General features: G+C 44.4%; 17 protein-coding genes and 1 other annotated feature. Of the genes, 6 read left to right on the top strand and 11 right to left on the bottom strand.

What is annotated here, in order from left to right; translation table 11 throughout:
• The first annotated feature begins 71 nt into the window (after positions 1 to 71).
• Positions 72 to 260, top strand: coding sequence for a DUF3545 family protein (locus L4B77_RS01630; RefSeq protein ID WP_429748210.1), 189 nt, complete (start codon positions 72 to 74; stop codon positions 258 to 260).
• A gap of 196 nt (positions 261 to 456) precedes the next feature.
• On the opposite strand, the gene L4B77_RS01625 is transcribed toward L4B77_RS01630, so the two are convergent.
• The 3 genes from L4B77_RS01625 to nfo form a co-directional block, all read right to left on the bottom strand.
• Positions 457 to 1,008 carry a hemerythrin domain-containing protein gene (locus L4B77_RS01625; protein WP_261838885.1) on the bottom strand — a complete coding sequence of 184 codons (552 nt, stop codon included), beginning with the start codon at positions 1,006 to 1,008 and terminating at the stop codon, positions 457 to 459.
• 86 nt (positions 1,009 to 1,094) lie between these two features.
• A complete protein-coding gene (ung, locus tag L4B77_RS01620; protein ID WP_429748209.1) occupies positions 1,095 to 1,775 on the bottom strand; it encodes a uracil-DNA glycosylase in 681 nt (226 codons plus the stop codon).
• A gap of 400 nt (positions 1,776 to 2,175) precedes the next feature.
• Positions 2,176 to 3,084 carry a deoxyribonuclease IV gene (gene nfo / locus L4B77_RS01615; RefSeq protein ID WP_429748208.1) on the bottom strand — a complete coding sequence of 303 codons (909 nt, stop codon included), beginning with the start codon at positions 3,082 to 3,084 and terminating at the stop codon, positions 2,176 to 2,178.
• A gap of 326 nt (positions 3,085 to 3,410) precedes the next feature.
• Here nfo and grcA point away from each other — a divergent pair, with 326 nt between their 5' ends.
• Positions 3,411 to 3,788, top strand: coding sequence for an autonomous glycyl radical cofactor GrcA (grcA, locus tag L4B77_RS01610; protein WP_261838882.1), 378 nt, complete (start codon positions 3,411 to 3,413; stop codon positions 3,786 to 3,788).
• Positions 3,789 to 3,857: 69 nt separating this feature from the next.
• On the opposite strand, the gene thrC is transcribed toward grcA, so the two are convergent.
• Genes thrC through thrA form a run of 3 tightly spaced genes read right to left on the bottom strand, consistent with a single transcriptional unit; the run spans position 3,858 to position 8,571 of the window.
• Complete coding sequence (gene thrC, locus L4B77_RS01605) at positions 3,858 to 5,141, bottom strand: threonine synthase (RefSeq protein WP_261838881.1); 1,284 nt, start codon at positions 5,139 to 5,141, stop codon at positions 3,858 to 3,860.
• Positions 5,138 to 6,094 (bottom strand): homoserine kinase, encoded by a 957-nt coding sequence (thrB, locus tag L4B77_RS01600; RefSeq protein ID WP_429748212.1) that lies wholly within the window; start codon positions 6,092 to 6,094, stop codon positions 5,138 to 5,140. Before thrB ends, thrC begins: the two co-directional genes overlap by 4 nt.
• Positions 6,095 to 6,111: 17 nt before the next feature.
• The gene (thrA, locus tag L4B77_RS01595; protein WP_429748207.1) at positions 6,112 to 8,571 is read right to left on the bottom strand and encodes a bifunctional aspartate kinase/homoserine dehydrogenase I; all 2,460 of its coding nucleotides are present in this window, start codon (positions 8,569 to 8,571) and stop codon (positions 6,112 to 6,114) included.
• A gap of 29 nt (positions 8,572 to 8,600) precedes the next feature.
• Positions 8,601 to 8,719 (bottom strand) — a sequence feature (Thr leader region).
• 315 nt (positions 8,720 to 9,034) lie between these two features.
• On the opposite strand from thrA, the gene L4B77_RS01590 reads away from it, so the two are divergent.
• Complete coding sequence (locus tag L4B77_RS01590) at positions 9,035 to 9,511, top strand: ribonuclease regulator (RefSeq protein ID WP_261838879.1); 477 nt, start codon at positions 9,035 to 9,037, stop codon at positions 9,509 to 9,511.
• 93 nt (positions 9,512 to 9,604) lie between these two features.
• On the opposite strand, the gene L4B77_RS01585 is transcribed toward L4B77_RS01590, so the two are convergent.
• Complete coding sequence (locus L4B77_RS01585) at positions 9,605 to 10,090, bottom strand: putative 4-hydroxy-4-methyl-2-oxoglutarate aldolase (RefSeq protein ID WP_261838878.1); 486 nt, start codon at positions 10,088 to 10,090, stop codon at positions 9,605 to 9,607.
• Positions 10,091 to 10,667: 577 nt separating this feature from the next.
• Between L4B77_RS01585 and arcA the strand changes: the two genes are divergently transcribed.
• Positions 10,668 to 11,384, top strand: coding sequence for a two-component system response regulator ArcA (gene arcA / locus L4B77_RS01580; protein WP_261838877.1), 717 nt, complete (start codon positions 10,668 to 10,670; stop codon positions 11,382 to 11,384).
• Between the two features lie 136 nt (positions 11,385 to 11,520).
• On the opposite strand, the gene L4B77_RS01575 is transcribed toward arcA, so the two are convergent.
• The 4 genes from L4B77_RS01575 to mnmL all read right to left on the bottom strand — a co-directional run bounded on the left by L4B77_RS01575 (position 11,521) and on the right by mnmL (position 17,289).
• Entirely contained in the window at positions 11,521 to 11,964 is a 444-nt protein-coding gene (locus tag L4B77_RS01575) for a hypothetical protein (protein ID WP_261838876.1), read from the bottom strand.
• 7 nt (positions 11,965 to 11,971) lie between these two features.
• On the bottom strand, positions 11,972 to 14,305 hold the full coding sequence (gene arcB / locus L4B77_RS01570; protein WP_261838875.1) for an aerobic respiration two-component sensor histidine kinase ArcB: 2,334 nt from the start codon (positions 14,303 to 14,305) through the stop codon (positions 11,972 to 11,974).
• A 187-nt stretch (positions 14,306 to 14,492) separates the two neighbouring features.
• The gene (locus L4B77_RS01565) at positions 14,493 to 16,244 is read right to left on the bottom strand and encodes a GGDEF domain-containing protein (RefSeq protein WP_429748206.1); all 1,752 of its coding nucleotides are present in this window, start codon (positions 16,242 to 16,244) and stop codon (positions 14,493 to 14,495) included.
• Between the two features lie 88 nt (positions 16,245 to 16,332).
• The gene (gene mnmL, locus L4B77_RS01560) at positions 16,333 to 17,289 is read right to left on the bottom strand and encodes a tRNA modification radical SAM protein MnmL/YtqA (protein ID WP_429748205.1); all 957 of its coding nucleotides are present in this window, start codon (positions 17,287 to 17,289) and stop codon (positions 16,333 to 16,335) included.
• 527 nt (positions 17,290 to 17,816) lie between these two features.
• On the opposite strand from mnmL, the gene gltB reads away from it, so the two are divergent.
• Both gltB and L4B77_RS01550 read left to right on the top strand, forming a co-directional pair.
• Entirely contained in the window at positions 17,817 to 22,364 is a 4,548-nt protein-coding gene (gltB, locus tag L4B77_RS01555) for a glutamate synthase large subunit (protein ID WP_261838872.1), read from the top strand.
• The gene (locus L4B77_RS01550) at positions 22,364 to 23,833 is read left to right on the top strand and encodes a glutamate synthase subunit beta (RefSeq protein WP_261838871.1); all 1,470 of its coding nucleotides are present in this window, start codon (positions 22,364 to 22,366) and stop codon (positions 23,831 to 23,833) included. Before gltB ends, L4B77_RS01550 begins: the two co-directional genes overlap by 1 nt.
• Positions 23,834 to 24,091 lie beyond the last annotated feature (258 nt).

Raw genomic sequence — 24,091 nt, 5'->3', positions numbered from 1 at the left:
AGGTTATTGTGAGCCTAAATATGATATTTATTAGCTCGCAAGCACGAGTCCCACGGAAGGAGATATGGCTTATGGATAGCTTTCAATTCGATGAAATATCAGAACTAGAAATGCCTCGATCAACTCAAAAAACACGCTCAAAACCACTCAAGCATAAGTGGCGTGAAATCGAAGCCATCAATGATCGTAGGCAGCTTGAGAAAGAGCTGAGAGAGATGAACCTAGGTCTTGACTTCGACCTTGACGATATAAAGCTTTAATCAGCACGATAAGAAATTAGATAGTAAAAGGCACCTATATCGGTGCCTTTTTAATATCTGGGCTAGCTCACCGATTCAAAGCGTCTTTTTGAACGCCAATGATCGATGACAAAGGACGAGTGAGTATAAAATGACGAATAGAAAAAGCACCTCTACATAGAGGTGCTTCAATACTCATACTAACGGTGCTTATAGACTAAACACACTCTTGTTCATTTTGTCGCACACGGGCTGCAAGCTGACGGTATTGATCGGCAATCGTCTCTCCAAAGACGGGGTCGTTTTCAGGTTGAAGCCATTGCGATTCGACCTCTTGCCAATCTTTAACAGTAAATGACTCAACAATCATTGGCAGTACATGCTTTTCTTCAAATTCCATGTGCTTTCGCTGCGCCTCAACAAAGGCTTCAAGCTGTTCAATAAACACTTGCTGAGGCACGACTGCATCTTGGAGGATCATATCGACTAAAGCCAAAAAGTCGGCCGTTTTTTCCGAAAGCAATTGATGCTCTAGCTCCAGGTCTTCAATGACTTGGTCACTTCCATATTGCTTGAGGTAATAACGATAAATGACATCTTCTTTAGGATGATGCACCTTTTCCGAATGATTCATCAAATAGTGAACCACCTCCGCGATCAAGCTATAGTTTATTTCATGCTCTTGTTTTAGACACTCTAATTTATTATTGAGAATCGCAAGCAAACGAGCCATATAGCCATGTTCTCGTCTTATCCTTTCAATCATCATAGTATTGCACTCCATTACACCTACTGTTTACAAGTGTATACGAAGATGCTTATTTATGGTTTGACCCTGCTCAGAAAACCATCGATCTACAGTTCTGTTGGTAACCGCCAATCGATAAGTTGTTGATCAAGCGAAGAAAGCAGCTTATTGGTTATTGAGAAGTGCTGACAACCAAAGAAGCCACGGCGTGCAGATAATGGCGATGGATGAGGCGCAACCAAGACATAGTGCTTGTTCGTATCAATCACTTGGCCTTTCTTTTGAGCGTGTGCTCCCCAAAGCAAGAAAATGACCGGTTCCGAACGTTGATTCAACTCAGCGATGATCGCATCAGTAAAATGTTCCCAGCCACACTTTGCATGTGAGTGCGCTTTGGCCTCTTCTACCGTCAGTACCGTATTCAACATCAACACACCTTGTGACGCCCATGCATCAAGATATCCATGATTAGGGATCTCAAAGCCCTCTATATCTTGAGCGAGTTCTTTGTACATATTACGCAGCGAAGGCGGAATTTTAACACCAGGCAGCACGGAGAATGCTAAACCGTGAGCTTGGTTGGCACCGTGATAAGGGTCTTGACCTAAAATAACCACTCGCACCGACTCAAAAGGCGTCACCTCGAAGGCACTGAACACCTGTTCCTGTGGAGGATAGACGGTTTTACCACTATTGCGTTGCTGTTCAACAAACGCCAGCACACTCTGAAAGTACTCTTTTTCACGTTCATCACTAATAATGGATTCCCAAGTCTTTGGTGCGCTCATCGTTTTACTTCCCAATCATCAAGGTTTTTAGGGGGATCTTTTGCCAGACAAAAAAATAGCGGTATCGGCTAACGGTCCTAAATAAGGCTCTAGTTATACCTCATACCGCTATCAATAAACATGATGTGTAGGGTTCACTTGTTGATGAATCATAATAATCAGTTCAAGTTGTGTTTATCTCGATTAACCACTTTTCTGCTGTGTACGATGGTGACCATGGTTATGCACATGACGGTTTGGTGTTGGTAAACGGCGTGCGACAGCAATAGTTGAAGTTTGGGTGATTGAATACATAAAGGCACCTCCTCTAAGACATCGTGAACTACATATTCACTTTAATACTATGAAAGAAAGGTGCCAATTTTTAGAAAGAGACGGAAATAAATTTTCCCCTCTATTATTACGCTTCTTCGCTCGCTAGCGTTGCTGAGCGATGAAACATTCTAAGTTGTTGAATTTCCTCTTTCCAGATCGTCGAATCAATAGTTTCCAAGATAAGAGGGATACCATTAAAGCGCGAATCAGAGGCAATATACTCAAAACAATCCCAGCCAATTTCGCCTTTTCCTAAAGAATGGTGTCGATCGACTCGGCTCGCGAACTCAGCTTTTGAATCATTGATGTGCATTGCTCTTAGATAGTGCATACCCACGATGCGGTCGAACTCAGCAAAAGTATGCTCACCCGCCTCTTTAGTACGTAAGTCGTAACCAGCCGTAAACGTATGGCAAGTGTCTAAACACACACCCACACGTGACTTATCTTCTACCTGATCGATAATTTCAGCTAGGTGCTCAAACTTCCAACCTAGGTTAGTCCCCTGCCCTGACGTATTTTCAATCACGGCGATAACGTCAGGCACCGCTTGATGAGCTAAGTTGATCGATTCAGCAATCTTAGCCAAACATTCGCTTTCTGAGATTTTCTTTAAATGACTCCCTGGATGAAAATTCAAAAGCGTTAATCCAAGTTGATGACAACGCTCCATTTCATCAATAAAAGCAGCGCGTGATTTCTCTAGCTTATCTTCTTCTGGTGCTCCTAGGTTAATCAGGTAAGAGTCATGAGGAAGAATGTGCTCAGCACCAAAGCCTAACATTTTGCAATTGGCTTTAAAGGCACTAATGGTCTTGGCTTCTAGCGGTTTTGCCGCCCATTGTCTCTGGTTCTTAGTAAACAGTGCGAACGCATTGGCGCCAATTTCACGCGCACGCATCGGCGCCTGATCAACACCACCCGCTGCCGATACATGAGCGCCAATAAACTTAATCTTGGTTTCAGGTTTTGAGGATGAACGATTGTTTGTCATTAAATCACTTTACACTTTCAGAATGCTGGTTAAATAAAGGGCCGTATCGATTGTAGTTCAATAAAAACACAACAAATGTAGTAAACTTACAACAAATTTGGCTGTTAAATATTTTTTATACTTTAAAATATTTTGTAATTGTTTTGTTTTCAAAGGTTTTATTGATTTACCTCAATATAATTACCTTTGTAAAAATATGGTTTTTGGTTGTTTTTTGACTTAAATCAATGTTAACCTTGCGGGTATTAGGTATATATTACCCAGCTCAATAAAAATCGAAAGTTAACACCATAATCAAACCACATTCAGTGGACTAGGAGATAGTTATGATCCAAGGTATTCAAATTACTAAAGCAGCAAACGATGACCTATTAAACTCAATCTGGCTACTAGACAGCGAAAAGAATGAAGCTCGTTGTGTTGTTGCTACAGCAGGCTTCGAAGCTGACCAAGTTATCTCAGCAGCAGACCTAGGCGACTACGAAAGCCGCGAAGTAGCAATTGAAGCAGCTCCACGCATCGAAGGTGGCCAACACCTAAACGTTAACGTTCTTAAGCGTGAAACACTAGAAGATGCTGTTGCTCACCCAGAGAACTACCCTCAGCTAACGATTCGTGTTTCTGGTTACGCAGTGCGTTTCAACTCACTAACACCAGAGCAACAACGTGACGTTATCGCTCGTACTTTTACTGAGTCTCTATAATTTTTAGAACTTAGATTCGAATACAAAAACGGCGCTCATCGAGCGCCGTTTTTATTTATTCGATGGACGTTACGGCTGAACTCGACGAAGCACGGTTTTTAGCGCTTCAAAATCATTGTCTAAATCTTCAGACAACAACGCCATCGCAGCGTGTTTAGCCAGTGGGCCAGGCAATTCAATATCTGTACCTAAGATATCATCGACCACTTCTTTGAATTTAGCTGGGTGTGCCGTACATAAGAAGATGCCGGTTTCGTTCTCTTGCAGCTGCTCTTCCAATAAACGGTAAGCAATTGCACCATGTGGTTCACATAGGTAGCCCTGTTCTTTTAGATCGCGAACGGACTCTGCGCTCTGCTCATCAGATACCTTACCTTTACCCAAAGTATCTAAGCCCCAACCTTTCAGTTGGCAAAGCTCTTCGATACGAGGCCAATTGTTTGGTTGGCTGACATCCATTGCATTTGAAGTCGTTGCAACCGTTGGTTTTGGCTCCCATAGCCCTGTTTCAAGATAACGAGGAACGGTATCATTTTCATTGGTTGCTGCAATGAAACGCTTAACCGGTAAGCCCAACGCTTTCGCTAATAGGCCTGCTGTTAGGTTGCCAAAGTTACCACTTGGAACAGAGATCACGAGGTTGTCACGTTGCGCTTTAGTCAGCTGAGAAGCCGCCTCAAAGTAGTAACAGATCTGAGCCATCAAACGGCTGATATTGATTGAGTTTGCAGAGTTTAAGCCAATCTCTTTGCGCAACTCTGCATCGTCAAACGCCTCTTTAACCAGAGCCTGACACGCATCAAAATCACCATTAATGGCGACGGTATGAATATTTTTACCTAACGTACAGAATAGCTTTTCTTGTAGTGGGCTGATTTTACCTTTCGGGTATAAGATCACGACATTGATGTTTTCCATGCCGTAGAAAGCATGCGCAACCGCTGCGCCAGTATCACCCGATGTTGCTGTAAGAATCGTGATCTGCCCGCCATCAGAAACCGCCGCTAACGATTGAGCCATAAAGCGGCCGCCAAAGTCTTTAAATGCGAGTGTTGGGCCATGAAACAGTTCCAGTGCGTAAACACCATCTTTCACTTGATTGATCGGCGCAGGGAATTGGAATGCCGCATCCACTAATTGATCAACCTGTTCTTTTGGTAATTCATCACCAATCAATGCAGACAAAATCTTTGAGCTACGAGGGACAAAGTCCTCTGCTAGCAGCGCATCGATATCATCAAACCTTGGCAGTTCAGATGGAAAAAATAGACCTTGATTACGACCTAAACCTTGACGAACGGCTTGGCCAAAAGAGACTTGTTCATCATTTTCTTTGATATTGTACAGCTTCATAACTCACTTCCTGTAACGATCGAACCTTGCTTATCTAGGCGACAAACGTGGACGAATCCTTCTTCATTTTGTACGTAATTTTGTTCTAACCAGCGTGCAACACGCTCGGCGACATCTTGTTGTTTGCAAATGCTAAATAGCGTTGGACCACTACCGGAGATCCCCGTCGCCAGTGCTCCCGCTGAGGTTGCGTATTTACGCGCATCAGCAAACCCTGGCAGCAGTTTCTCACGATATGGTTCGGCAATCACGTCTTTGATCATCTTCGCGGCTAGCTCCGGCTGACCAGAGTGGCACGCGTGGATAAAGCCGGCTAGATGACGGCCATGGGCAATCACATCCTGACGACGATACTGAGAAGGCAAGATCTCGCGCGCCTCTGCTGTTGAAACCTTAATCCCCGGATACGCCATTACCCAGTACCAATCATCAAAACACGGTACTTCTTGGCTAATAATACCTAACTCTTCGAGCATTAACTGCACACCACCAAGATAACATGGTGCAACGTTATCATAATGGATACCGCCTGAAATCTTACCTTCCATTTCACCCATTAGAGCCAGCAGTTCAGTTTCATTCAGTGGCTGGCCATGAAAACGGTTTAGCGCATCCAGTGCCGCGACAATTGAACATGCACTTGAGCCTAAACCAGAACCGATAGGCATGTTCTTTTCTAGTGTCATTTCCAAAGGCTTGAGCGCAACACCTTTTTTATCAAGCTCTCGAGAGAACACCACCCAGCAATCGTAGACAATGTTTTCTTTGGTTTCAGTTGGCAGCTTAGAAACAAAGCTGCCTGCTGTTTTAAGTGAGAATAATTCATCACCAGCTTTAACCATAACTCGGTCGCCCAGCAGTGTACCATCCACAGGAGACACTGCGGCCCCCAGCACATCAAATCCTACACTTACATTACCGATTGATGCAGGAGCATAAACGACAACATCCATATCACTTGAACTCATTCCTAAACTCCTAATTTCCAACCAAGAGTACGCATCACATCAGAGAATACGCCGGCTGCTGTTACTTCAGTACCCGCACCGTAGCCACGAAGTACGAGAGGGATCGGTTGGTAATAACGGCTATAAAATGCCAGCGCGTTCTCGCCATCTTTAATCTTGAACATTGGGTCATCGCCATCAACAGCAGCGATACGAACCTTACACTTACCTGCCGCGATTTCGCCAACATAACGAAGTACTTTGCCTTCTTCTGCCGCGATTGCTGCCTGCTCTTGGAAGTAAGCATCCGCTTCTGGTAGGCGAGCCATAAACTCTTCAACCGTGCCTGAATCATCAAAACCCGGTGGTAGTGCTTGATCGACTTCTACATCTTCTAACTCAAGTGCCATGCCCGCTTCACGAGCCAAAATGAGCAGCTTACGCGCTACATCCATTCCGGATAAGTCATCACGAGGGTCAGGCTCAGTAAAGCCGTTATCTTTTGCGATATTGGTTGCTTGGCTTAACGTCATACCTTCATCCAACTTTCCGAAGATATAAGACAATGAGCCAGACAGAATGCCATTAAACTTCTCAAGTTCATCTCCCGCAGAAATTAAGTTCTGTAAGTTTTCAATGACGGGAAGGCCTGCACCAACGGTTGTCTCATACATCAGCTTACGACGCGAGCTACGTGCAACTTCACGAAGCTGATGATAATAAGCCATGCTTGCTGTGTTGGCTTTTTTATTGGGTGTGACTACGTGGAAACCAGACGCTAGGAAGTCTGCGTACTGTGCAGCGATGGTTTCGCTAGATGTACAGTCGACCAATACAGGATTGATGATGTGGTTACGTTGAACCAGAGCCGCTAAACGCGCTAGGCTGAATTCTTCCGTCGCACTCGACATGCGGTCGCGCCACTGCTCGAGTGGTAGCCCGTCGCTGTCTAGCAACAAGCCTTTACTGTTTGCTAAACCACAGACGCGAATCACGATACCTTTGTCAGCCAATTTACTTTGTTGACGTTGGATCTGATCAACAAGCTCACCGCCCACACCGCCAACACCAACAACGAATACATCAAGGAAGTGCTTAGAGTTAAAGAGGTTCTCGTGACACGCTTTAATCGCTTCTGAAATTTTATCTTCAGGAATCACGGCAGAAATCGCACGCTCAGATGATCCTTGAGCAATAGCAACAATATTGACATTCACTTCAGCCAAAGAAGAGAAGAATCGAGAAGCAACGCCACGAGAAGTGCGCATACCATCTCCCACCAGCGTCACGATTGCCACATCATCCATAAACTCAACCGGTTCCAATAGGCCATCTTTTAGTTCAAGTTCAAACGCATCGGACAACACTTGCTTGGCTTTCACTTTATCAGCCGATTCAATACAGAAGCTAATACTGTACTCTGAAGAAGATTGGGTAATTAGGACGATAGAAACCCCGGCTGAAGACATCGCACCGAATACACGACTCGCCATGCCTACCATACCCTTCATTCCTGGGCCTGATACGTTAACCATGGTTAGGTCGCTAAGCGTCGTGATACCTTTTATCGCAAGGTTATCTTCGCCAGTATCTTGACCAATCAAAGTCCCAGCTCCCTGCGGGTTAAAGCTGTTTTTGATCAGACAAGGAATATGGAATTGTGCGATAGGAGCGATAGTCTTCGGGTGTAGTACCGAAGCGCCAAAGTAAGAAAGCTCCATCGCTTCTTGGTAGCTTAATGATTTAAGAAGACGAGCATCATCGACTAAACGCGGGTCACAGTTATAAACACCGTCTACATCTGTCCAGATCTCACAGCAATCAGCACGTAGACACGCAGCAAGAACCGCAGCCGAGTAGTCAGAACCATTACGTCCGAGTGTCACTAACTCGCCTTTTTCATTACCAGCAGTAAAACCCGGCATGATGTTGACATGACCTTGTGGAAGTGGCGATTGGCGGAAGTTCTGAGTCGAGACATCCACATCAACCATCGCTTCAAGGTGATCACCTTTAGCGTATAGGTATTGAACTGGGTCAATCAGGCTTGCTGGTTGGCCTTTTGCTTCAAGGACTGCTTTCATCAACTGGATTGAGATTCGCTCACCTTTACTGATGATTCGAGCATTGACGTGATTGGGGCACATGCCCAGTAGATTAATACCATTCACGAACTGTTTCAGTTGAGCAAGAGACGTATCCACTTGCTCTTGAAACGCAGCCCCATCAACCGCTGGCAATACCGTTTGAATCTCTGTAAACAGATCCGAAAATGAGGATTCGATCTCTGTAATTTGAGCGTCTGCTTCACCATTTTTTAATGCTGCTTCAATTACAGCAACTAGCTTATTGGTTGTTTTTCCTGGAGCCGATAGTACAACGGCTAGCTCTTCTTGCTGGGCATTATTGGCGATAATATCAGCCGCTCGTAAAAAACGATCAGCATCAGCCAATGATGAACCTCCAAACTTTAAAACGCGCATCCCTTTCTCCATAAGTCATAAAAATGGTACAAAAAAAGGCCTGTATCTTGTTGGATACAGGCCTTTTTTTTAAAATATGTTACTTAGCAGCCTGCCCCAACAATGTAAATGTCGGTAATAATAATGGTGGTGGTCATTACTAGTGGGCTTACGTGCTGCATATCAATTTCTCTGTTTGTGCTTTACTCTACGTGTACCAATTTTTACCACCAGACGTCAATGAAAAGTTGCATCTTTTTTACATTCGCATCATTTTTCAGAGCAAACCATCATTTCAGGGGTAAAACACCCGATATAAACGTCCCATTCCAGATGCACGATTGAGTCAACAACCAATAGGTCACGATGACACATATCGCCCTAATAAAATATTGCACCAATTGCACAGCAAACGTACCGTTATTGTGCTTTAATTGAACGACGGGGCTCGTAAAACAATAACAAGGGTATCAGGAGTGATAAAGTGAAGAGGCTACTTATTATTTTGTCCTTTATTGCACCTGTTGTTTGCTCTGCGAATAGCCTCCCCAGATTCAATAGCTTACCTCTGCTGGCGAACCCAATAGACCACTCTTATCATAAATTCTTTATCTCAACACAGAACGCCTCTGGTGAAAGCTTTGATACATGGAAAATAGACAGTGGCTATTCCTATCGACTCTTTTCTGATGTTGATCTTTATGTCGGTACACGAATCAATAGCGCTTCACTTAAAAATGAAAATGGTTTTTTGAGTGGCGTAAGTTATCAACTCTCAGATAGGATCTCGTTCAACAGCTCCCTGCATACTTATAAAGATGATTCCGAAGACAGAGAAAATTCAGTTGCCGCAGAGATATCAAGCCGAGTGCAACTGACCGAAAATCTAGATTTGCATGCCACCCTTGACTATGAAGAATGGCAGCAAGGTGTTGAAGTCGGATTAGGGTTTAGATTCTAATTTGGTCGAGCTATTATGGATAAAACCGTAGATTGCGTCTTAACTCTAAAGTTTATATCGACTAACCAATCCAATGACATTACGTCTAAACCTTCAAGCTTCAATTAACAATTCAGATGAAATTAAGACCCCATTCCAATCAGCATAAATGTAATCACCTGGCTGAATCAGCTGATTATGCACAGAAAGAGTCACATTAACCTGCCCCACTCCACGTTTCTCGGTTTTAAATGGTGATGTGCCAAGTGCCTGCACACCAAGATCCATTTGAGACATCATCCCAACATCTCGCACTGCACCGTTCACAATCACACCTTCCCAACCATTCTCTATAGCGAGAATCGCCAATTGGTCACCAAATAGCGCTCTCTGACACGAACCATTGCCATCAACAACAAGCACTTTTCCACAGCCTTCACTCTCTAAAACCTCGCGAACCTTGGAATTATCGTGATAACAACGAACGGTTACAATTTCCCCCCAGAACGCACCACGTTGACCAAAATTCTGCAATGGTATGTTCAATAATGTGAGTTTGCTTTCAAACTCATCACACAAGTCGGGTGTTATATCGTGCATATATCCTCCGTGAGTGAAGCGTTACCTGTTAAGTCAGATGCGCCTCGATACATTTATATGTTATTAAAATTAATCCCTTTCCCATGGTTCCACGCTCAATTCAATAGAGAATCACCATTGATTGAGCATATTTATCTACTAAATTTTAAAGACAGCTTTCAGTCCCATTCGTTCATATTCTTGTGTTTAACCGAAAAGCAGGTGAGAACCATATCGAATAATCATTCTTTTTTTATTACTAAATACTCACCATAACATTGGTTGAGTTGTAGCCATACTATTAAAGTTTGTTGCGATACGGCAATTGATGTAAATCAACAAAGTGAATGGAATTAACATTCTCGTATTGTTAGCATGCTGTTAACATTATAGAATCCTCTGCAATTACTAAAAGAATGATTAAAAGGCGTACTGGATCTACGTTATTGGGCAATACTTCAAGGAAGGCAGATAGCTAGAAGTAAGTGTTTTTTTGAAAACTTTACGTTATCATCAAAATTCTATTACCTGTATGTTACTTTTTTGCCTAGAATTTATTCTACTAACACAGTTTCGTCACAAATTTAGGTACCGCCAAATGCAAACCCCGCAGATTCTGATCGTTGAAGATGAGCAAGTAACTCGTAACACTCTAAAGAGTATTTTTGAAGCAGAGGGATATGCTGTTTTTGAGGCTAGCGACGGTGAAGAGATGCACCAAGTGCTATCTAACAACCAAGTTAACCTTGTTATTATGGACATAAACCTGCCTGGCAAGAATGGCCTATTGCTTGCGCGTGAATTGCGTGAACAAGCAAACGTAGCGCTTATGTTCTTAACGGGTCGTGATAACGAAGTTGATAAAATACTTGGCCTTGAAATTGGTGCAGATGACTACATCACTAAGCCTTTCAACCCACGTGAACTGACTATCCGAGCTCGTAACCTTCTTAGCCGTTCAATGAGCACAAGCTCTGTTCAAGAAGAAAAACGTATTGTTGAGAAGTATGAGTTCAACGGTTGGGTACTCGATATCAACAGCCGTTCTTTGGTTAGCCCAGATGGCGAAGGCTACAAGCTACCTCGTTCAGAGTTCCGAGCTCTACTTCACTTCTGTGAGAATCCAGGTAAAATCCAAACACGTGCAGACCTTCTTAAGAAGATGACTGGTCGTGAGCTTAAACCACACGATCGTACTGTAGACGTAACAATCCGTCGTATTCGTAAGCACTTTGAATCAGTTTCTGGTACACCAGAAATCATCGCAACGATTCACGGTGAAGGCTACCGCTTTTGTGGTGACCTAGAAGACTAAGTCGATTGAACTTCTCACTGGTTAGCATTGCTAACCAGTCAGTGTTTTTAACAATCGAAGCGTAAAATCAATAGTGATAAAAAAGGGAGAATGCCAACGCATTCTCCCTTTTTATTATTCTTAATTGAATCAGTTTTTAGTAAACCGTATCCACCTTAACGTTTTTCTCGACCAGCCACTTCACAATTTCACCGTCTTTAAGCTCAACGGCTACGTCTACTGGCTTTTCGCTGTCGATCTCTAACTGCCATACAAAAGCAACTTCCCATTGAGTTTCACTGTGAGTTTTTAAATCAAGATCGTCGGCGGTGACCAACAAGGTATCCGCCCCCTGCTTAACCGTAACACTCTCAACTGCAAGCGTCGCTGGAAGTTGTGAGTCAGACTCTAGGTAGATAGAACCGTATAGTGTCTTATCTTGAGCCTCTTCGATCGTTGGCATCTTGCTGTGCCAAAGGTTACTTTTCATGGTGACGGTCGCTTCAGATACTTCAACTTGATTATCTTGCTGCCACTCTACTTGTGGGGCAGAGCAGCCGACTAACGCCAAAATGCATGCGACGAATGCTAATTTTTTCATGATTCTTCTACCTTTGATTTAACCAACTCTTTAACACTTCAATGTCATTTTGGTATTCATTATTAATTTCATCGACCCAATCCGAGATATTCTCCCACCACGCTGGCATATCGGGTGATTGAGCTTTCTGGGCCACTTGTTGTATTCGTTTCAAGCCGATAGAACCGGCTGCACCTTTAATCTTATGCGCTTCAGAAACGATACTAGCTTGGTCTTTGGCGACCATGTTAGAGTTCAATATTTCCATATACTCCGGCATCATATCTTCAAACATCGCAATGCTATCGAGAACCGGTTTCGTCCCCACAATGCCAACATAAGACTCTAACATATCAATATCAAGCAAAGTCGGATCAATCGAAGAAACAATCGGCTTAACAACCTGATCTTCTTCTAGCACCTCAGATGTGTTCTCAATAAATTTAGCGATAACGTCTTGGATCGCTTTCACCGATAGCGGCTTGCTGATCGCTTCATCCATTCCTTTTTGTAGATATTCATGTTTATTATTTAAAACATTCGCTGTTAAAGCGACTAAAGGTGGTAGCTTGCTGTATTTCTCTCGGTAATACTGAGCTATGTCGAAACCAGTCATATCAGGCAGTTGGATATCCAGCAGCACTAAATCATAATTGTCAGGATTGAAAACAATTTGTGCCTCTTGCCCTGTCATTACCACCGTGACTTCATGACCCAAACTTTCAAGCAGAGAACGAGCAACCGTAATGTTAAGTTCTATGTCTTCTACCATAAAGATCTTAAGGTTAGATTGCTTTCTCGGTTTCTTAATCAGCGCCTGAGTATCGTGATTCACTGGCACGCGAATAGAAACCGTAAAGGTACTGCCAAAACCCTCTTCACTGGTGACATTAATATCGCCATCCATCATATTGATAAGTTGCTTAGAGACCGCAAGACCAATCCCTGTTCCCACGGCATGCAAATTGTCAGAACCCGATTTCACCTGATAGTACATCGCGAAAATTTTATCCACTTCACTTTCTGGAATACCTATCCCTGTATCCTCAACTTCCATCGTGATATCGGCAAAATCACCGTCAATGTACGCACTGACTGTCATCACCACGCCGCCATCTTTGGTGAACTTCATGGCATTACTAACCAAGTTCCACAACACTTGTCTTAGACGCGTACCATCAACTTCAACTGAAATAGGTAAATCAGAGAGTCGTTCAAGATCGAACCGTAAACCTTTTTGTTCTGCCATCAATGCAGAAATACTCTCAATTTCAACGACGAAATCTTCAAAGTTTATTGGGGTTGGGAATAATTCCAGTTTACGGCGATCAAACTTATCCATATCGATAATATCGTTAAAGATATTACCTAATGTCACGGCGCACACTTTGATGGTTTGCATCTGTTTACGCTGTTCAGTGGTCAAATGACTGTCCAACAACATACGGCTCAAGCCTATGATGCCATTAAGCGGTGTTCTTAGTTCATGACTGATGGTGGAGATAAAAGTGGTTTTGTCACGACTGGCCTTTTCTAGTGACTCTTGGTGCTCTTTACGTTCAGTAATATCACGACCAAACCCCACTAAGCCGAGATGACGCCCATCTTTGCTATAAAAAGGCACCTTACGCAGCTCGAAGTAGCTCTTGCGCCCATCAGGATATTCTAACCATTGGTCGTAGGTCAGTGATTGGTTGTCGGTAAAAACTTTCTTATCCGTTTCAACAACTTGCTGCGCGATCTCTTTACTGTAGACATCCCAAGGGGTTAAACCCACCAGATCTTTTTCTGTTTTTCCGGTCAGTTCTTCAACCGCACGGTTACATCCCGAGAACACCCCTTCTTCATTCCGGTAGTAAATAAGGTCCGGAGACGCATCAATAAACGAACGCAGTAGTGCAGTACGTTCAGCCAATTCAAGTTGAGTTCGCTCTCGCTGGAATACTTCATTTTCGAGATCGTGCATCGCTTCAGCCCGTGCTTCTTCGGCTTTTTCACGCTCTTCAATTTCTTGGTTAAGCTTTTCGATATTAAGTTGCAGTTTATTATTGAGTTCTTGGTCTCTATCACGCATGTCACCAAGCTTAGAGACTAACTTCGCCAACCTTTGACGGGACTCTTCTAACTGATCGACGACCACGGACAAGAAATAAACGGCCCAAGGAGTGATCACCAAACCAAAAAAGGCTGAACGAATAATATCGATATCATCAACACTACCGTTAAGTGCTAGAGTGATGCCGACCTGTACGACAACGGCAAGCGCAACAAGCGCTAGAGCGAGTAAAATTGAAAAGCGGACAATTCCCAGTTTGACAAGTAGATCCACGTAATACTGGGCGAGGTTTTTCATGGGTTTCATTTAGCGCTCCATGCGTTAAGACTAGCCACATTCTAGCGTGTTTGAAGAAAGCAGGTAAGCTAGCCACATCACACGTAGCAAGAGAGCCACAGTTATATCAAGGTTATTTAATTAATATCAGGTGAACTCGCCAACAATTGATAAGTTCCCCAATCACCGATTTTATCGAGCACGTTAATCGGAAAAATTAATCCATTGAAAAAGAGGATACAAACGAACGATTTCGGCCATCAGATTTAGCTCGGTAAAGTGCGCGGTCTGCCATCTTAAGCGCAGATTCCATATCGTCATTTGGCGTAGGAATATAAGATATGATACCGATGCTCACCGTGAGAAGCTCAGAGACTGTCGACTTCTCATGTGCCAGCTTCAAATTTTGGACTTCATCATGAATACGACGCGCCACCAACTTCGCACCCTCTGTCGTTGTATTCGGTAGAATAAAACCAAACTCTTCACCGCCATAGCGAGCCACAAAATCAGAAGAGCGATTGAGCACCTGCTTAAATGCTTGTGAAACTTGAATTAATGCATCATCACCTTGTTGATGCCCATAAAAATCGTTATACCCTTTAAAAAAGTCGATATCACATAACATAATGGTTAGTGGTAACTTTTCACGAACATGATAGCCCCACAATGTCAGTAACTGCTCATCAAAACTGCGTCGATTAGAAACCTGAGTAAGGCTGTCCATGAAGCTGAGGCGTTCAAGCTCAAGATTAGCCTCTTCAAGCTTCTGCTCAGCCAAATAGCGCTCGGTAATATCACGAGCCATGATTAACACACCGTTTGTTTTTGATACTGGGTCTCTAAACGGTGACTTCACCACATCATACCAAGTAAACTGACCATCACTAGAAACCACGGTATCGGTAAAGCGTAATATTTCACCGTGATGAAGAGCTTGATAATCCGTATTGGCAAGACGCGCATATATGCTATTTGGGACCACATCCTGCAGTCGCTTACTAATGAGATCGCTCACATCTGAGATCCCAAGCGCTGTTACAAAAGCCTTATTACATGCTTGGTAAACCATATTCTCGTTAAAAATACCAATCGCGTCAGGGCTCGCTTCCAAGATATTTTGTAAAATGGTCTCACGCTGCGCAAGCGCCACTTCGGTATCTTTTCGTTTTTCCATTTCACCGCGTAATTGTTGCTGCATGTCATGCCAATCCGTCACATCGTGACTGATTGACAAAGTTCCAATCCTCTCCCCATCTTGGGATAGTAAAACACTTTGATAAGTTTCAAGCAGGCAACTTTTTCCCTCTTGGTCCGTAGTCCAAGATCGCTCACTCACACGCCCTTTCAAAGCACCACCTGAAATACTTGAGGAGCCCTCATCTTGACGGCCATGCCAAAACTTTTTAAACGAGCGATTGCTCGCAACCAGTCCCCCCCTTTGATCTTTCACATAGATAAGCTCAGATAACGAATCCAAAATCGTGCGCGCGATATTAAGCTCACGCACTTCTTGAGACAGATCTTCATTGGTATTTTGATAAAGTGATGCATGAATCATCCAAGTCTGCTTATTTCTAAAATGGAGCTTACGACCGACTAGGTTGATCTTAAATGACTCAAATTCAGACAGCGCCCACAGGGAGACCTGCTCAAAGGTTCGAGAGTTGATGTGATTGGTTAAGTAGTGACGAAAGTTGTTTTCACTTTCTACAGTAGGAAAGCAAAAATGAACGCCAACCTGGCGAATACCGAGCAATTGCATCGCCTGACGATTGGCATAGAGTATTTCGCCACTTCGCACATCAACAAAGTAGAGTGGCGATGGGGTCGTAAGTAGAAGCGTTTCGATATGCGACTGATAACGAGAATAGAGATGCCAGCAAATGAGAGCAATCAGCAATACAATAACGATATACATACCGTAGCCATACGCCCTGTCCCATAACCAAGTCATTACCAGTTCCATTTACTCTCAATCTATGCCATAAAATCAGTGCGTGAAATGTTACCACTAAATGTGGGGATTATCTGCTGTAACCTACCGTCACCAGTTCCTATCCACTCACTGCGTTTAGAATAGGCAGAGTGTACTTGAATGCAGATCCTGTTTTAATGCCTTGTGCGCCGGTTTTATCAAGCGACCGACCTATCTCAGTCATCGCCAACCAACGGTTCTCACACCACAAAGGAGAGAGTAGAGTCGGGCGTCTCGCCGCTGAAGAAACACGATGGTAGACCACCTCCGCTGGCGTGCGTTGAATGATCTCACTCGCGATATCAATGTACTCCTCCAACGTTGGGGCTTCGAGCTTGCCAGCTTTCCATGCCTTAGCCATAGTGCTGCCTTCTACGATATGCAAGCCATGCAGTTTAATTCCATCAGTGCCAACAGCTAATACCTTGCTTAACGTTTCAAGGTTATCGGCTTTGGTTTCTTTCGGCAGGCCCACAATAAGGTGAGTACACACTTTAATCCCTAAATCGCGGGCACGCCGGGTGATCGTTTCATACACCGCAAAATCATGACCTCGGTTAATGCGCTTCAGTGTTTGGTCGTTTGCCGTTTGTAAGCCTAACTCAAGCCATATTTCATAGCCTTGTTTCACATACCCCGCTAGCAGTTCCAATACAGAGTCTGGAACACAATCCGGTCTTGTGCCGACACACAAACCAACAATATCAGCCTCTGGGGCTCTAAGCGCTTCTTCATACATATTTTTGAGTACTTGCACTTCAGCATAAGTACTGGTGTACGCCTGAAAATAGGCGAGATACTTCTTGGCACGAGCAATCTCACCCGCACGATCTTTTAGCTGTTCAGAAATACTTTGAATTTGAGTTTGTTCGTCCACAAACGAGGAAACATTACAGAAGGTACACCCTCCGCGACCTATAGTTCCGTCTCTATTTGGGCAACTAAAACCACCGTGTAGTGTCAATTTATGAACCTTCTCACCATAACGACGTTGAAGGTCTTGGCCGATAGTATTAACCAGTTCGTGTAGTTGCATAATTTCAAAGTGCTCTGTAAGTAAGAATGAATATTCGTTTTGTTGAAAAAAAATTACATCCCTGCAAAATTCGACCAAATAGTTTACGTAAAGCCGTTCGTAAACGACCTAACAAATATCAATAAACATGCAAAAAATCAGCTATATTCGCCTAATGTTGCACATATGTTAGCCATTAAATTCAAAATAAAACGAAAAAAATGGTCTACATGGCTCAACTTTCATTGCAATTCGCCTAGACAAAATTGTAGGATACTTACACATATTGGCTATTTTTGAGTGTTTACTTACAACAAAGATTTGCTGATAAATCGGTGATATCCACTCCTCACCTATATAAACCACTAGTTTGTGGTTAAAAATAAACGGATATCACTAAGGATTGTTTTTCTCGCAATACTTTTCCTGCGAGATACGGAAAGGATTCGAACCGCCAGCATAGGCAGGTTCAGACCCATAAATATAAAAGGACAAGGCTAACTTTATACAAAGAAGTTGCGCCTAGATTTAACTGGAAGGATGTATCTATGGTAGATCAAGAGCAGAACTCACAGGGTCTGTATACTCCTGAATTGGAGCATGACGCTTGTGGTATCGGTTTTGTTGCGCATCTAAAGAATCGCAAATCTCATGATGTAGTCACTCAAGCACTCGATATGCTTGCACGTATGGAACACCGTGGCGGCCAAGGCTGCGATCCGTGTTCTGGTGATGGTGCAGGTATCCTGCTACAGAAGCCGCACGAATTCTTGCTAGAAGAAGCCGTAAAGCTTGGAATTAAGCTGCCATCTTTTGAAAAATATGGTGTTGGTGTTGTACTTTTCCCTAAAGATGAACACAAACGTGCACAGTGTCGTGACATTCTAGAACGCAATGCACAACGCCTTGAGTTAGATGTGATCGGTTACCGTGAACTTCCAACTGACAATTCAATGATTGGTGCTGACCCACTAAGCACTGAACCTCAATTTGAACACGTTTTTATTTCTGGCGGCCCTGGTATCACACCAGAAGAGCTTGAGCGTAAACTGTATGTTCTACGTAACTACACAGTTCGTGTATGCCTAGAAAGCGTGTCAAATATCGGTGATGACTTCTACATCAACTCTATGTCTTACAAGACATTGGTGTACAAAGGTCAGCTAACAACTGAACAAGTTCCTCAGTACTTCCTAGACCTGCAAAACCCAACCATGGTAACAGCTCTAGCATTGGTACACTCTCGCTTCTCTACCAATACATTCCCACGTTGGCGTCTAGCTCAGCCTTTCCGTTACATCGCACATAATGGCGAAATCAATACGGTTCGCGGTAACCTAAACTGGATGAAAGCACGTGAAGCAATCCTAGAATCGGATCTGTTCACACAAGCTGAAATCGACATGCTACTGCCTATCTGTCAGGAAGGCAGTTCGGATTCATCAAACTTCGATATGGCGCTTGAGCTACTTGTTCTTTCAGGTCGTACTCTGCCACATGCGTTGATGATGATGATCCCAGAAGCATGGCAAGAAAACAAAAACATGGATCCAACTCGTCGCGCGTTCTACCAGTACCACGCGAACGTTATGGAACCATGGGATGGCCCAGCATCTGTCTGTTTCACGGATGGTGTTCAAGTCGGTGCAACACTAGACCGTAACGGTCTGCGTCCTTCTCGCTACACAGTCACTAAAGATGACTTCCTAGTGATGGCATCTGAGTCTGGCGTAGTTGAAATCGCACCAGAAAACGTTGAGTACCGTGGTCGTCTGCAACCAGGTCGTATCTTTGTTGCTGACCTTGAGCAAGGCCGCATCATTTCTGATGAAGAAGTGAAAGACAGCATTGCTAAAGCACAGCCTTACGAAAAGTGGGTTGAAGAGAACCTTCTGAGCTTGAAAAAGCTACCCGATGCGAGCAACGAATTTAGCCAACCTTCTCCAGATAAACTCCTACACAAACAACAATCGTTTGGCGTGAGCTCTGAAGAAGTCAACGAAATCATTCTACCTCTTGCGAAAACAGGCTACGAGCCACTTTCTGCAATGGGTGCTGACTGGCCGCTCGCGATTCTGTCTCACCAATCGCAGCACCTTTCAAACTACTTCAAACAGTTGTTTGCACAAGTCACCAACCCGCCAATCGACCCGATTCGTGAGCGTATGGTTATGTCTCTGAACACTTACCTAGGTAAAGATCAGAACCTACTTGCTGAAACACCTGAGCACTGTCAAAAAGTAGAACTTGAGTCTCCAGTACTGTCTAACTCGGAGTTAGAAAAACTGCGTGCAATCGATAACGAGCACCTTCAAGCGAAGACGCTGGATATCGTATTCCAAGCAAATGGCGACCAAGGTAAGTTAGAGCGCGCACTTAAGCGTATCTGCCAATACGCAGAAGATGCCGTGATTGATGGTTACTCTATCATCCTACTGACCGACCGTGCAGTTAACTCTAACCATGCCGCTATTCCAGCAATGCTGGCTGTTGGCGCGGTTCACCACCACCTAATCCGTAAAGGGCTACGTGCTAAGTGTGACATCGTGGTTGAAACGGGCGACGCTCGTGAGACACACCACTTTGCAACGCTTATCGGTTACGGTGCGAACGCAGTTAACCCATACCTAGTAATTGAAACGATTGTTGAACTACAACGTACGAAGAAGCTCGATCCAAACGTACACCCACGTGAGTTCTTCGATAACTACCGTAAAGGTGTTAACGGCGGTCTACTGAAGATCTTCTCTAAGATGGGGATCTCGACACTGCAGTCTTACCACGGTGCGCAAATTTTTGAAGCTCTTGGTATCAGCAAGTCAGTGGTTGAAAAATACTTCACCGGTACGGTTTCTCGTATCCAAGGTCTAACGATCGACGACATCGCTCGTGAAGTACTGGTCCGTCACCGTGTTGGTTACCCAGCTCGTGAAATCCCTGCTCAAATCCTTGATGTTGGCGGTGTTTACCAGTGGAAACAGCGTGGTGAGAAGCACTTATTCAACCCAGAAACGATTTCTCTACTTCAAGAGTCGACGCGTAACAAAGATTACGGTCAGTTCAAGAAGTACGCAAAAGCAGTCGATGACCAAGGCGATAACGCAGCAACGCTACGTAGCCAACTGGATTTCATCAAGAACCCTGCAGGCTCTATTCCTCTAGCAGAAGTAGAACCAATCGAGAACATCCTTAAGCGTTTCGCAACCGGCGCAATGAGCTTTGGTTCAATCTCGCATGAGGCTCACTCAACACTGGCTGTTGCGATGAACCGCATCGGCGCGAAATCAAACTCAGGTGAAGGTGGTGAAGATCCAGCACGTTTCGAACGTAAAGAAAACGGCGACTGGGAACGTTCAGCAATCAAACAGGTGGCTTCTGGTCGCTTTGGTGTAACGTCTTACTACCTATCGAACGCTGATGAACTACAAATCAAGATGGCTCAAGGTGCGAAACCGGGCGAAGGTGGTCAACTACCTGGTGATAAGGTTGATGATTGGATCGGCGCAACGCGTCACTCAACTCCGGGCGTAGGTCTTATCTCACCACCGCCACACCACGATATCTACTCAATCGAAGATTTGGCTCAGCTGATCTACGATCTGAAAAACGCGAACCGTAACGGCCGTGTCAACGTGAAGCTAGTATCAGAAGCTGGCGTAGGTACGATTGCATCGGGTGTAGCGAAAGCGAAAGCTGACGTAGTACTTATCGCAGGTTTTGATGGTGGTACGGGTGCATCTCCGATGTCTTCTATCCGTCACACCGGTCTGCCTTGGGAACTGGGTCTAGCGGAAACGCACCAAACACTACTGAAAAACGGCCTACGTAACCGTATCGTTGTTCAGTCTGATGGTCAGATGAAAACACCACGAGACCTTGCAGTCGCAACGTTACTTGGCGCTGAAGAATGGGGTGTAGCAACAGCCGCTCTAGTGGTTGAAGGCTGTATCATGATGCGTAAGTGTCACAAGAATACTTGTCCTGTTGGTATCGCAACACAGAACAAGACTCTGCGTGAACGTTTCGACGGCCGCGTAGAAGACGTCGTCACTTTCTTCCAATACATGGCTGAAGGTCTGCGTGAAGTCATGGCTGAACTTGGCTTCCGCTCTATCGATGAGATGGTGGGTCAATCGCACAAACTTAAAGTTCGTGATGACATCGGTCACTGGAAGTACAAGAACCTCGATCTAACCCCTGTCCTGCACATCGAGCAGGCGCGTGCAGAAGATGGAATCTACAACCAGACACAACAAAACCACAACCTAGAAGACGTTCTAGACCGCAAGTTGATTCAAGCTGCAATTCCAGCTCTTGAGAAAGGCGAAGCCGTGAATGCGAGCTTCCCTATCATCAACACGGACCGCTCTGCAGGTACCATGCTGTCGAACGAAATCTCGAAGGTTTACAAAGACCAAGGTTTACCACAGCCAATGAACGTGAAGTTCACGGGATCTGCTGGTCAGTCTTTCGGCGCTTTCCTTGCGAAAGGTGTGAAGTTCGAAGTAGAAGGCGACGCGAACGATTACTGGGGTAAAGGTCTATCTGGCGGTACATTGGTACTGTACCCAGATGCGAAGTCAACCATCGTTGCCGAAGATAACATCGTTGTTGGTAACGTATGTTTCTACGGTGCAACATCAGGCGAATCTTTCATTCGCGGTATGGCGGGCGAACGTTTCTGTGTTCGTAACTCTGGTGCGAAGGTTGTTGTTGAGGGCGTGGGTGACCACGGTTGTGAATACATGACTGGTGGTGCGGCGATAATCCTAGGAGCAACAGGTCGTAACTTTGCTGCTGGTATGAGTGGCGGTGTCGCTTATGTGTGGGATAAAGCGGGCGACTTCGAAAGCAAACTCAACGCAGAACTTGTAGACCTAGATCCGATAGAACAAGAAGATAAAGATCTTTTACTAGATATGCTAACTAAGCATGTTGAATTCACAGGAAGTGAAGTTGCTCAGTCTTTCCTAGACAACTTTGAAGCTAGCGTTGCATCACTGGTTAAAGTCATGCCTCGAGACTACAAAGCGGTTCTTGAAAAGCGTAAAGCTGAAGCACAACAAGCACAAACGGAACAAGTGGAGGCAGTATAATGGGTAAGCCTACTGGATTTTTAGAGCACGGTCGTGAGCTTCCAAAGAAGCTTGACCCGTCAGTTCGTATTGAAAACAACAAAGAATTCGTACTTAACGAAGAGTTTGGTGAAAAGATCAATACTCAAGCATCTCGCTGTATGGACTGTGGTGTACCTTTCTGTCACAACGGCTGTCCGATTGGCAACATCATCCCTGAATTCAATGACGCGGTTTACCGTGACAGCTGGGAAGAAGCGTGGAACATTCTAAGCTCCACCAACAACTTCCCTGAATTTACAGGTCGTGTTTGTCCAGCTCCTTGTGAGAGTGCCTGCGTTCTTGGTATTAACCAAGATCCAATCACCATCTGTAATATCGAGAAAACGATTGTCGAAACGGCGTACCGTGAAGGGTACGCAAAACCGAAAACACCACGTTCTCGCACAGGTAAAACTGTCGCAGTGATTGGTTCAGGCCCTGCGGGTCTAGCCGCTGCTGAGCAGCTAAACAGTGCTGGTCACTCTGTGACAGTCTTTGAGCGTGACGAGAAAGTGGGTGGCTTACTGCGCTTTGGTATCCCAGACTTCAAACTGGGTATGGACGTGATTGATCGTAAGATCAACCTAATGGCAGAAGCAGGTGTTGAATTCAAAGTGAACCAACACATCGGCGTTGATGTCAATGCTCAGCAGTTACGTCAAGAGTTTGATGTAGTGTTACTAACGGGTGGATCTACGGTGCCACGCGACTTACCAATTCCAGGTCGTGAGCTGAAAGGCGTTCACTTTGCCATGGATTTCCTGGGTCAAAACAACCGCCGAGCGAACGACTTAGAGCTTAAGACAGAAGAGATTCACGCAAAAGATAAGCACATTGTGGTTATCGGTGGTGGTGATACGGGTTCTGACTGTGTAGGCACATCAAACCGTCATAAAGCAGCAAGCATTACTCAGGTAGAGATCATGCCGGTCCCGCCAGAGAAGCGCCCAGCCAATATGCCTTGGCCTCAATACCCAATGATCATGAAGACCACAACCTCTCATGAAGAAGGTTGTGAGCGTCATTGGAACATCCTGACTAAAGAGTTCATCGGTAACGAGCAAGGCCAAGTGACGGGTCTACGTATCGCTGACATCGTTTGGCAAGATGCGAAACCAGGTGAGCGTCCAGCTTTTGAGGAAGTCGCTAACTCTGAACGTGTTATCCCTTGTGATATGGCATTCCTAGCAATGGGCTTCTTGCACCCTGAACCATCAGGTGTGCTTGCTCAACTAGATATCAAACTGGACGACCGCGGCAACGTCGCTTCTGAAGGTTTTGCGACCAATCAAAAAGGTGTTTTCGCTGCTGGTGATATGCGCACTGGTCAATCTCTTGTCGTTCGCTGTATCAACGAAGGTCGTGAATGTGCAATTGCTATTGATGACTTCTTAATGGGCAACTCAAACTTAGAAGCGAAAGCGGATTCACTCATGCTTTCCGCATAATATTTCTCAGGCTAATGTCACAGACGTTAGCCTAGAGAAAAAGCAACACCCTTCCTAAACTTTTGTATTTGGCTAGCACTCGATGCTAGCCTTTTTTTTACCTGACGCCCTGCCAGTTCGAAAATCACCCAGTTACATCTGTTAAATCCCATTAACAGTATTCTGTTATAGAACCTTGATATCATTCTACTACTTTAGATTATTACGTGGTTAATCGCGTTTACGCATGATAATTAACCATGAACTTGACCTTAAACA

This window comes from Vibrio minamisatsumaniensis (assembly GCF_050337445.1).
Lineage (GTDB): Bacteria > Pseudomonadota > Gammaproteobacteria > Enterobacterales > Vibrionaceae > Vibrio > Vibrio artabrorum.
Note: the sequence above shows the minus strand (reverse complement) of the source record. Positions and strands in the feature narration are given on the sequence as shown.

Bases quoted from the DNA above. Each gene is read 5' to 3' on its own strand.
- L4B77_RS01630 (WP_429748210.1), top strand. From the start codon at position 72: ATGGATAGCTTTCAATTCGATGAAATATCAGAACTAGAAATGCCTCGA.
- L4B77_RS01625 (WP_261838885.1), bottom strand. From the start codon at position 1,008: ATGATGATTGAAAGGATAAGACGAGAACATGGCTATATGGCTCGTTTG.
- ung (WP_429748209.1), bottom strand. From the start codon at position 1,775: ATGAGCGCACCAAAGACTTGGGAATCCATTATTAGTGATGAACGTGAA.
- nfo (WP_429748208.1), bottom strand. From the start codon at position 3,084: ATGACAAACAATCGTTCATCCTCAAAACCTGAAACCAAGATTAAGTTT.
- grcA (WP_261838882.1), top strand. From the start codon at position 3,411: ATGATCCAAGGTATTCAAATTACTAAAGCAGCAAACGATGACCTATTA.
- thrC (WP_261838881.1), bottom strand. From the start codon at position 5,141: ATGAAGCTGTACAATATCAAAGAAAATGATGAACAAGTCTCTTTTGGC.
- thrB (WP_429748212.1), bottom strand. From the start codon at position 6,094: ATGGATGTTGTCGTTTATGCTCCTGCATCAATCGGTAATGTAAGTGTA.
- thrA (WP_429748207.1), bottom strand. From the start codon at position 8,571: ATGCGCGTTTTAAAGTTTGGAGGTTCATCATTGGCTGATGCTGATCGT.
- L4B77_RS01585 (WP_261838878.1), bottom strand. From the start codon at position 10,090: ATGCACGATATAACACCCGACTTGTGTGATGAGTTTGAAAGCAAACTC.
- arcA (WP_261838877.1), top strand. From the start codon at position 10,668: ATGCAAACCCCGCAGATTCTGATCGTTGAAGATGAGCAAGTAACTCGT.
- L4B77_RS01575 (WP_261838876.1), bottom strand. From the start codon at position 11,964: ATGAAAAAATTAGCATTCGTCGCATGCATTTTGGCGTTAGTCGGCTGC.
- arcB (WP_261838875.1), bottom strand. From the start codon at position 14,305: ATGAAACCCATGAAAAACCTCGCCCAGTATTACGTGGATCTACTTGTC.
- L4B77_RS01565 (WP_429748206.1), bottom strand. From the start codon at position 16,244: ATGGAACTGGTAATGACTTGGTTATGGGACAGGGCGTATGGCTACGGT.
- mnmL (WP_429748205.1), bottom strand. From the start codon at position 17,289: ATGCAACTACACGAACTGGTTAATACTATCGGCCAAGACCTTCAACGT.
- gltB (WP_261838872.1), top strand. From the start codon at position 17,817: ATGGTAGATCAAGAGCAGAACTCACAGGGTCTGTATACTCCTGAATTG.
- L4B77_RS01550 (WP_261838871.1), top strand. From the start codon at position 22,364: ATGGGTAAGCCTACTGGATTTTTAGAGCACGGTCGTGAGCTTCCAAAG.